The 6,501-nt window shown below is 70.7% G+C and carries 9 protein-coding genes; 3 read left to right on the forward strand and 6 right to left on the reverse strand.

Translation table 11 applies throughout. The features are described 5' to 3' along the window. Positions 1-261: 261 nt before the first annotated feature. The gene (locus D7W82_RS37720) at positions 262-531 is read left to right on the forward strand and encodes a hypothetical protein (RefSeq protein WP_147439751.1); all 270 of its coding nucleotides are present in this window, start codon (positions 262-264) and stop codon (positions 529-531) included. A 37-nt stretch (positions 532-568) separates the two neighbouring features. On the opposite strand, the gene D7W82_RS37725 is transcribed toward D7W82_RS37720, so the two are convergent. Beyond that, on the reverse strand, positions 569-946 hold the full coding sequence (locus D7W82_RS37725) for a response regulator (protein WP_120622900.1): 378 nt from the start codon (positions 944-946) through the stop codon (positions 569-571). A gap of 293 nt (positions 947-1,239) precedes the next feature. Here D7W82_RS37725 and egtB point away from each other — a divergent pair, with 293 nt between their 5' ends. After that, complete coding sequence (gene egtB / locus D7W82_RS37730; protein WP_120622897.1) at positions 1,240-2,577, forward strand: ergothioneine biosynthesis protein EgtB; 1,338 nt, start codon at positions 1,240-1,242, stop codon at positions 2,575-2,577. Positions 2,578-2,584: 7 nt separating this feature from the next. Continuing rightward, positions 2,585-3,607: an L-histidine N(alpha)-methyltransferase gene (gene egtD, locus D7W82_RS37735; RefSeq protein WP_120622898.1), complete on the forward strand. Its 1,023-nt coding sequence runs from the start codon at positions 2,585-2,587 to the stop codon at positions 3,605-3,607. 77 nt (positions 3,608-3,684) lie between these two features. Here the strand turns inward: egtD and D7W82_RS37740 are convergent, their stop codons facing one another. The 5 genes from D7W82_RS37740 to D7W82_RS37760 form a co-directional block, all read right to left on the reverse strand. Further along, on the reverse strand, positions 3,685-3,876 hold the full coding sequence (locus D7W82_RS37740) for a hypothetical protein (protein ID WP_014400841.1): 192 nt from the start codon (positions 3,874-3,876) through the stop codon (positions 3,685-3,687). 264 nt (positions 3,877-4,140) lie between these two features. Beyond that, positions 4,141-4,611 (reverse strand): CoA-binding protein, encoded by a 471-nt coding sequence (locus tag D7W82_RS37745; protein ID WP_233588179.1) that lies wholly within the window; start codon positions 4,609-4,611, stop codon positions 4,141-4,143. A 30-nt stretch (positions 4,612-4,641) separates the two neighbouring features. Next, on the reverse strand, positions 4,642-5,205 hold the full coding sequence (locus D7W82_RS37750) for a hypothetical protein (protein WP_120622899.1): 564 nt from the start codon (positions 5,203-5,205) through the stop codon (positions 4,642-4,644). Between the two features lie 2 nt (positions 5,206-5,207). Then, entirely contained in the window at positions 5,208-5,654 is a 447-nt protein-coding gene (gene bacM / locus D7W82_RS37755) for a bactofilin BacM (RefSeq protein ID WP_014400844.1), read from the reverse strand. Positions 5,655-5,657: 3 nt separating this feature from the next. Continuing rightward, positions 5,658-6,501 (reverse strand): ParB/RepB/Spo0J family partition protein (locus tag D7W82_RS37760; protein ID WP_120622902.1); only part of this gene is annotated, 844 nt, incomplete at its 5' end.

The following is a 6,501-nucleotide window of genomic DNA, read 5'->3' on the forward strand; positions in this document are numbered from 1 at the left end:
GCTGCGCACCCCGCGCGGAAGGGGGCAGCCACCTCGCTCCCCGGGCCCGCCCCAGCCCCACCCGGACGGACGGCCAGGGGCCCCCTTCACCCCCTTGCCGGGCCTGCCATACGGCCAGTCATTTCTTCCCCCATGATCGGGTCCAGTCCGTAACTTCTTCAGACGTCACGGCCGACCCACCGCGAAAGTGCCCGGAATTCCCGGGAGCGGCGGACGGGCACGCGGTTCGCAAGAGCGAAGGAGCGTCGAGGAACCCACCCCGTGTCCCAGTCTTCCGCAAGAAACCGCCTGGTCCTGCCCTACCGCGTCCACTACGCGCCGCCCGCGTGGCGGGAAGTGGGGCGGATGTCCTCCGAGGCCTTCGAGGCCCTGCAGCAGACCCTGGCGCGGCTGGCGGAGCGCTCGAAGACGCACGACTCGGTGTCGGGACCGGCGCGGCACCGCGTGGAGGGCCACGACCTGGAGCTCGTCTACGAGAAGGACCCTCGCGCCAGCACGCTCACGCTGCTCGCGGTGACGCGGCTGGGCTGACCCACGAAGGGCCCCGCCTCCCGCGAGCCCCCCGGTTTCACGCGATCCGGCCGGACAGCCGTCCCACGGTGGCCAGCAGCTCGTCCGGGACGATGGGCTTCTTCAGCAGGCCGCCCGTGTCCGGCAGCGCCTCCGCCCCCACGCCCGACAACAGCAGCACCGGCACGGCCTTCAGCCGGGGCCAGTCCGCGCGCAGGTGGCGCAGGAACTCCGGGCCGTCCATCACCGGCATCCTCAGGTCCAGGAGGATGAGGCTCGGCGGGGGCAGGTGCTGGAGCTCGTCCAGCGCCTCGCGGCCATTGGCGGCGACGGCCACCTCGTAACCTTCGGCTTCCAGGATTTCGGCGATGGCGGCGCGAGCATCCTCGTCGTCCTCCACCACCAGCACGGGCTTGTGCGGCACGGGCTGAACCATGTCCCGCAGCATAGAGACCCCCTCCCCCACGCGGACACGGCTTCCCGGAATACCCCGACGACTGGTGGACAGATGACCGCCCTGGCGGGTGGCCTCCTGGCAGGGCATCTTTTGGACAGAAACGAACTCTTCGGTCCAGAATTCACCGACAGGGTCTTCTTCCTCGGCTAGGACTTCGCGTCACCGCGGAGGGGAAGCAGGCTCGCAAACGTGTGCTCCCTCACGGGTCTGTCCCACCAGGGGGGCCCGGGGGGTTAGCGGGGCCTGGAGGCCCTTCCTACCTTGGGCCGACCATGTCGCTGAGGAGCCAGGAACAGGGGAGCGCCCGGGTCGTCGTCCAGGCCGTGCCGTGGAAGGTCCGGGCCTGGCGGGAGCTGGAGGCGGGGCGGGAGCGCATCCAGGCGATGCTCGCGCCGCTGCCGGAGGCGGAGTTGATGCGGCAGCACTCGCCGCTCATGTCCCCGCTGGTCTGGGACGTGGCGCACATGGCCAACTACGAGGAGCAGTGGCTGTTGCGCGCGCTGGGGGCTCCGGCCTTCACCGACCCCGCGTTCGACGCCATCTACGACGCCTTCCGCCACCCGCGGAACACGCGCTCCACGCTGCCCCTGCTGGAGCCGGAGGCCGCCTGGGCCTACGCCACCCGCGTGCGCGCGGCGGTGGCCGCGCACCTGGAGACGCTGCCCGAGGACAGCGCGGATCCCTTGCTCCACGGCGGCTTCGTCTTCGGCATGGTGGCGCAGCACGCGCAACAGCACGCGGAGACGCTGGCCGCCACGCTGCAGCTGATGACGCACGTGGAGTACCACCCGGTGGAGGCGCTGCGCCCCCAGCCCGGCGCGGTGCCGCAGCACGAGGTCTTCATCCCCGGCGGCCCGGTGCGCCTGGGCAGCGACGACCCGTGGGCCTACGACAACGAGCGCCCCCGGCACGTCGTGGAGCTGGCGCCCTTCCTCCTGGACGCGCATCCGGTCACCACGGGGGACTTCCTCGTGTTCGTGGAGTCCGGCGGCTACGAGGACGCGCGCTGGTGGGATCCGAAGGGCTTCGCCTGGATTCAAGCGGAGCGGATCCGCCACCCGCTCTTCTGGAGTCCGCAGGGGCACCACGTCTGGCTGCGCCGCCGCTTCGGCACGGTGGAGCCGCTGCCCAAGGACGAACCCGTGCAGCACGTGTCCTGGTACGAAGCGGACGCGTACGCGAGATGGGCCGGCAAGCGCCTGCCCACCGAAGCCGAGTGGGAGAAGGCCGCGCAGGGCAGTGACGGCGTCCCGCGCGCGCACCCCTGGGGGGACGCTGTTCCCACGGACGCGCACGCCAACCTGGGCGGGACGCGCTGGGGGCCGTCACCCGTGGGCAGCCACCCTTCGGGCCGCGGCGCGGATGGCGTCTGGGGCTTGCTGGGCGACGTCTGGGAATGGACCGCCAGCGACTTCCAACCGTACGCGGGCTTCCGGGCGTTTCCGTACCGCGAGTACTCGGAGGTCTTCTTCGGAGACACGTCCAAGGTGCTGCGCGGCGGTGCCTGGGCGAGCGCGCCGGTGGCGGTGCGCAACAGCTTCCGCAACTGGGACTTCCCCATCCGCCGGCAGATCTTCGCCGGCTTCCGCTGTGCACGCGACGTGAAGTGAGGGCCACATGAGGATGAGGACGGAGCAGGGCGAGGCACGCATCGCGGAGGGCTCCTCGGCGCCGGGCGTGAGGGTGGACGTGCACGTGCAACCCGGTGACGCGCGGCGGGCGTTGCGCGCGGAGGTGCTGGAGGGGCTCTGTCACGGGCCCAAGGAGCTGAGCCCCAAGTGGCTCTACGACGAGCGCGGCAGCCAGCTCTTCGACGACATCACCCGCCTGCCGGAGTACTACCCCACGCGCCGCGAGCGGGAGATCCTCCGCGCCCACGCGGATGACGTGGCCCGGCTGAGCGGCGCGGACACGCTGGTGGAGCTGGGCAGCGGCACCAGCGAGAAGACGCGCCTCCTGCTGGACGCCATGGACGCGGCCGGACTGCTCAAGCGCTTCGTGCCCTTCGACGTGAGCGAGGCCTTCCTGCGCAAGGCCGCGGAGGGCCTGGCGCGCGAGTATCCGCGCATCGCCGTGCACGCGGTGGTGGGCGACTTCGAGCAGCACCTGGGCCGCATCCCGGGCGGCGGCCGGCGGCTCATCGCCTTCCTGGGCGGCACCATCGGCAACCTGAAGCCCGCGCAGCGCGCGCTGTTCCTGCGCGAGCTGGCGTCCGGCCTGAAGCCCGGGGACGGCCTGCTGCTGGGCACGGACCTCATCAAGGACCGCGAGCGCCTGTTCGCCGCCTACAACGACAGCGCGGGCGTGACGGCGGACTTCAACCGCAACGTGCTGCGCGTGCTCAACCGCGAGCTGAACGCGGACTTCGACCCGGAGGCCTTCGAGCACCTGGCCCCGTTCGACGAAGCGAACAAGTGGATCGAGATGCGCCTCATCTCACGCAAGGCCCAGTCCGTGTGGCTGAAGGACCTGGATCGGCGCGTGGAGTTCGCGGAAGGCGAATGTCTGCGCACGGAGGTGAGCTGCAAGTTCTGTCGCGAGCAGGTGCAGGCGGAGCTTGGCGACGCGGGCCTCGACCTGGCCGCGTGGTGGACGGACGCGGACGGAGACTTCGCGCTGTCGCTGGCGATGAAGCGGTAGGGCCCAGGGCCGCCCGGCGCTGCTCTTCGCGGCGCCGGGACAGGGCCCGAAATCCAGACGGTGACGCCGGGCGCGGCCTAGCGGCGGCGCGGAGGATCGCGGCGCACGGGCACCGGCACCGGAGCCGGCTGCTGCTGCGGGCGGGTCCACGCGGCCCAGAGCGCGGCGGCCGCGGTGATGACCAGTCCCCCCGCCGCTGCTAGCTGCTCACCCAGGGGCCCGATTTCCACGGCAGCCAGGGGGAGGGGAAGCATCTCGGTGAGCGTCATGCGCGGACTCCTTACGAGGGGCACTGCGTGAAGACCCGGGCCGCGTGGGCGCTCGACACAGGTCGGGAGGCTAAGGTTAGGAAGTCGGAAGGCTTTCGGGAAGTCCCGGGGACTCCAGCTGACAGGACGTGGACGGAATTGCACCCCGGGCCGGGCCCGAAGTCCATCCCCTGCCAGTCGCAGCCACCCGAAACATCACGCTCCTCACGTAATGAGGACACCCGGGCCGCGCAGGACGTTCCCGGGTTCCCCTCCGGCTGGCGCTTATCGGGCGTCCGGGTGGCGCTTCTTCCACTCCACCTTCATGCAGTGGTCCTGCACCACGCGGATGCCCGCGCGCGCCAGCCGCTCGGCCGCGGCGTCGTTGCGGATGCCCAGCTGGAACCACACCGCATGCGGCTTCTTCGCCAGCATCGCGTCCACGTGCGCGTCGATGTCGTCCGGCTTGAGGAACACCTGCACCACGTCCACCTCTCCGGGCACGTCCTTCACCGACGCGGAGAGGGGCTCGCCCAGGATGCTCCCCTGCTCGCCGTGCGTGGGCACGGGCAGCACGGTGAAGCCGTGGTCCTGGAGGAACTTCGGGGTGGCGTGCGCGGGCTTGTCCGCCTGCGCTTCCGGCCGGATGCCCAGCACGGCGATGCGCTTCGTGCGCGCGAGCAGCTCGCCAATGCCTTCCGCGTCTTCGATGAGGTTCTTGCGCCAGTCGTCCATGGGGCCTCCGCGCTCCTTCATGAGGAGGCCGCGACCCTCACGCAGGGACTGTCAGCGGGGCGCGGCCTGGACCTGGATGGTACGGCAGGCCTCGGTGGCCAGGCGGACTTCCTCCGCTGTGGCGCCGGGGAGGCTGGCGCAGAGGAACAGGTCGTCCCCCACGCGCCGGGCGCCGAAGAACGCGGGCGCCTCCGGGCCCACGCCGCCGTCCGCCAGGGACGGGGCCATGGTCACGCGCAAGAGGGCGAAAGAGAGGGTGTCCTCCTCCTGGTCCAGCGACAGCGTGAACTGCTTCATCTGCTGACGGACGTTGTCCGCCAGCGTCTCCGAGGAGGGCATCCGCGCGCCCTGCCCCGGCTTCAAATCCACTCGCAGCGCCGGGCGGCCGGGAGGGCCCGCCTGGAAGCTGCCGTCGGTGGCCACCTGCGCGGACCAGCCCGGCGGCAGCGGCACCTTCACGCCCGAGCGCAGCCCCGCGTCCCCAGCCTGGATGTCGTCGACCGGCGTCTTCTTCTGGCAGCCCTCGCAGCCGCCGGACAGGACGCCGAGCGAGACGACGAGCCCGAGGCCCAGGAGCCTCGGGGTCTTCCGCGCGCTGGACGCGAACACGCGCACCGTTACTTCTTCTCTCCGGGCGGGGGCGGGTTGCCGCCGCCCTTGCCGATGTTCTCCATCTTGAGGGAGCCCTCGAAGATGACGCCGCGGTCCATGGAGAGCGACGGCGTCTCCAGGTTGCCCTTCACGCGGCCCGGCTGCTTCAGCTCGATGAGCTGCGTGGCGCGCACGTTGCCTTCCACGGTGCCGTTGATGATGACGGTGCCGGCCTGGATCTCCGCCTGCACGCGGGCGCCGTCGCCAATGACGAGCACGTCCTTGGTGACAATCTGCCCGTTGAACTTGCCGTCGATTCGAACCTGACCTTCGAAGGTGAGCTTCCCCTCGAACTCGCTTCCCTTACCCAGAAGCGTGTGAACCTCACCCGGACGCGTCGACACGAAATCCTCCTCCCGTTTGAACAGGGGCTTGCTGGGTGCTTCGTCTTTCTTCCCGCCAAGGAGCGCCACGCCCTACTCCTTCCTCAGAAGCTTCAACAACCTGTCCAGGTCATCGTAGGAGAAGAAGTCGACTTCCAGGGTGCCTTTTCCCGGGCTTTTCTCCGACAGACGGACCTTTGTTCCCAACCGACGCTGCAGCTCCTCGGTGAGCGCCTTCACCTGCGGGCTCACCTTGGGCGCCGGCTTGCCTGCATCCTTGCCGCCCTTCGCGGACCTGCCCTGCTGGACCAGCCGCTCCGTGTCGCGCACGGACAGCTTCTTCTCCGTCACCTGCTTCGCCAGGTTCTGGAGCTCCGGCAGCCGGGGCACGCCGAGCAGCGCGCGAGCGTGGCCCATGCTGAGCGACCCGTCCGCCACCATGGCCTTCACGTCCGGGGGCAGGGCCAGGAGGCGCAGCGCGTTCGCGACGGTGGAGCGCTCCTTGCCGACCTTCTGGGCCACCTGCTCCTGCGTGAGCTTGAACTCCTCCACCAGGCGCCGGTAGCCGTCCGCCTCTTCAATGGGGTTGAGGTCCGCGCGCTGGAGGTTCTCCACCAGGGCGAGCTCGAAGGACTCGGCCTCCGTGACCTCGCGGATGATGGCGGGGATCTCCTTGAGGCCGGCGGCCTGGGACGCGCGCCAGCGGCGCTCGCCCGCGATGATGAGGTAGCCGTCGCCGCCCTTGTTCGGGTTCTTCCGGACGAGGATGGGCTGGAGCAGGCCCTGCGCCTTGATGGACTCGGTGAGCTCGTGGAGCTTCGTCTCGTCGAAGTGGCGGCGGGGCTGGAGCGTGTCCCGGTGGATGGACTCGATGGCCAGCTTGAGCACGCCGGGCTTCGGCGGAGGGGCGGCCGGCGCCGGAGCGGCGGGGGCGGCC

The sequence above is a fragment of the Corallococcus sp. CA049B genome, from assembly GCF_003611685.1.
GTDB classification, from domain to species: domain Bacteria; phylum Myxococcota; class Myxococcia; order Myxococcales; family Myxococcaceae; genus Corallococcus; species Corallococcus coralloides.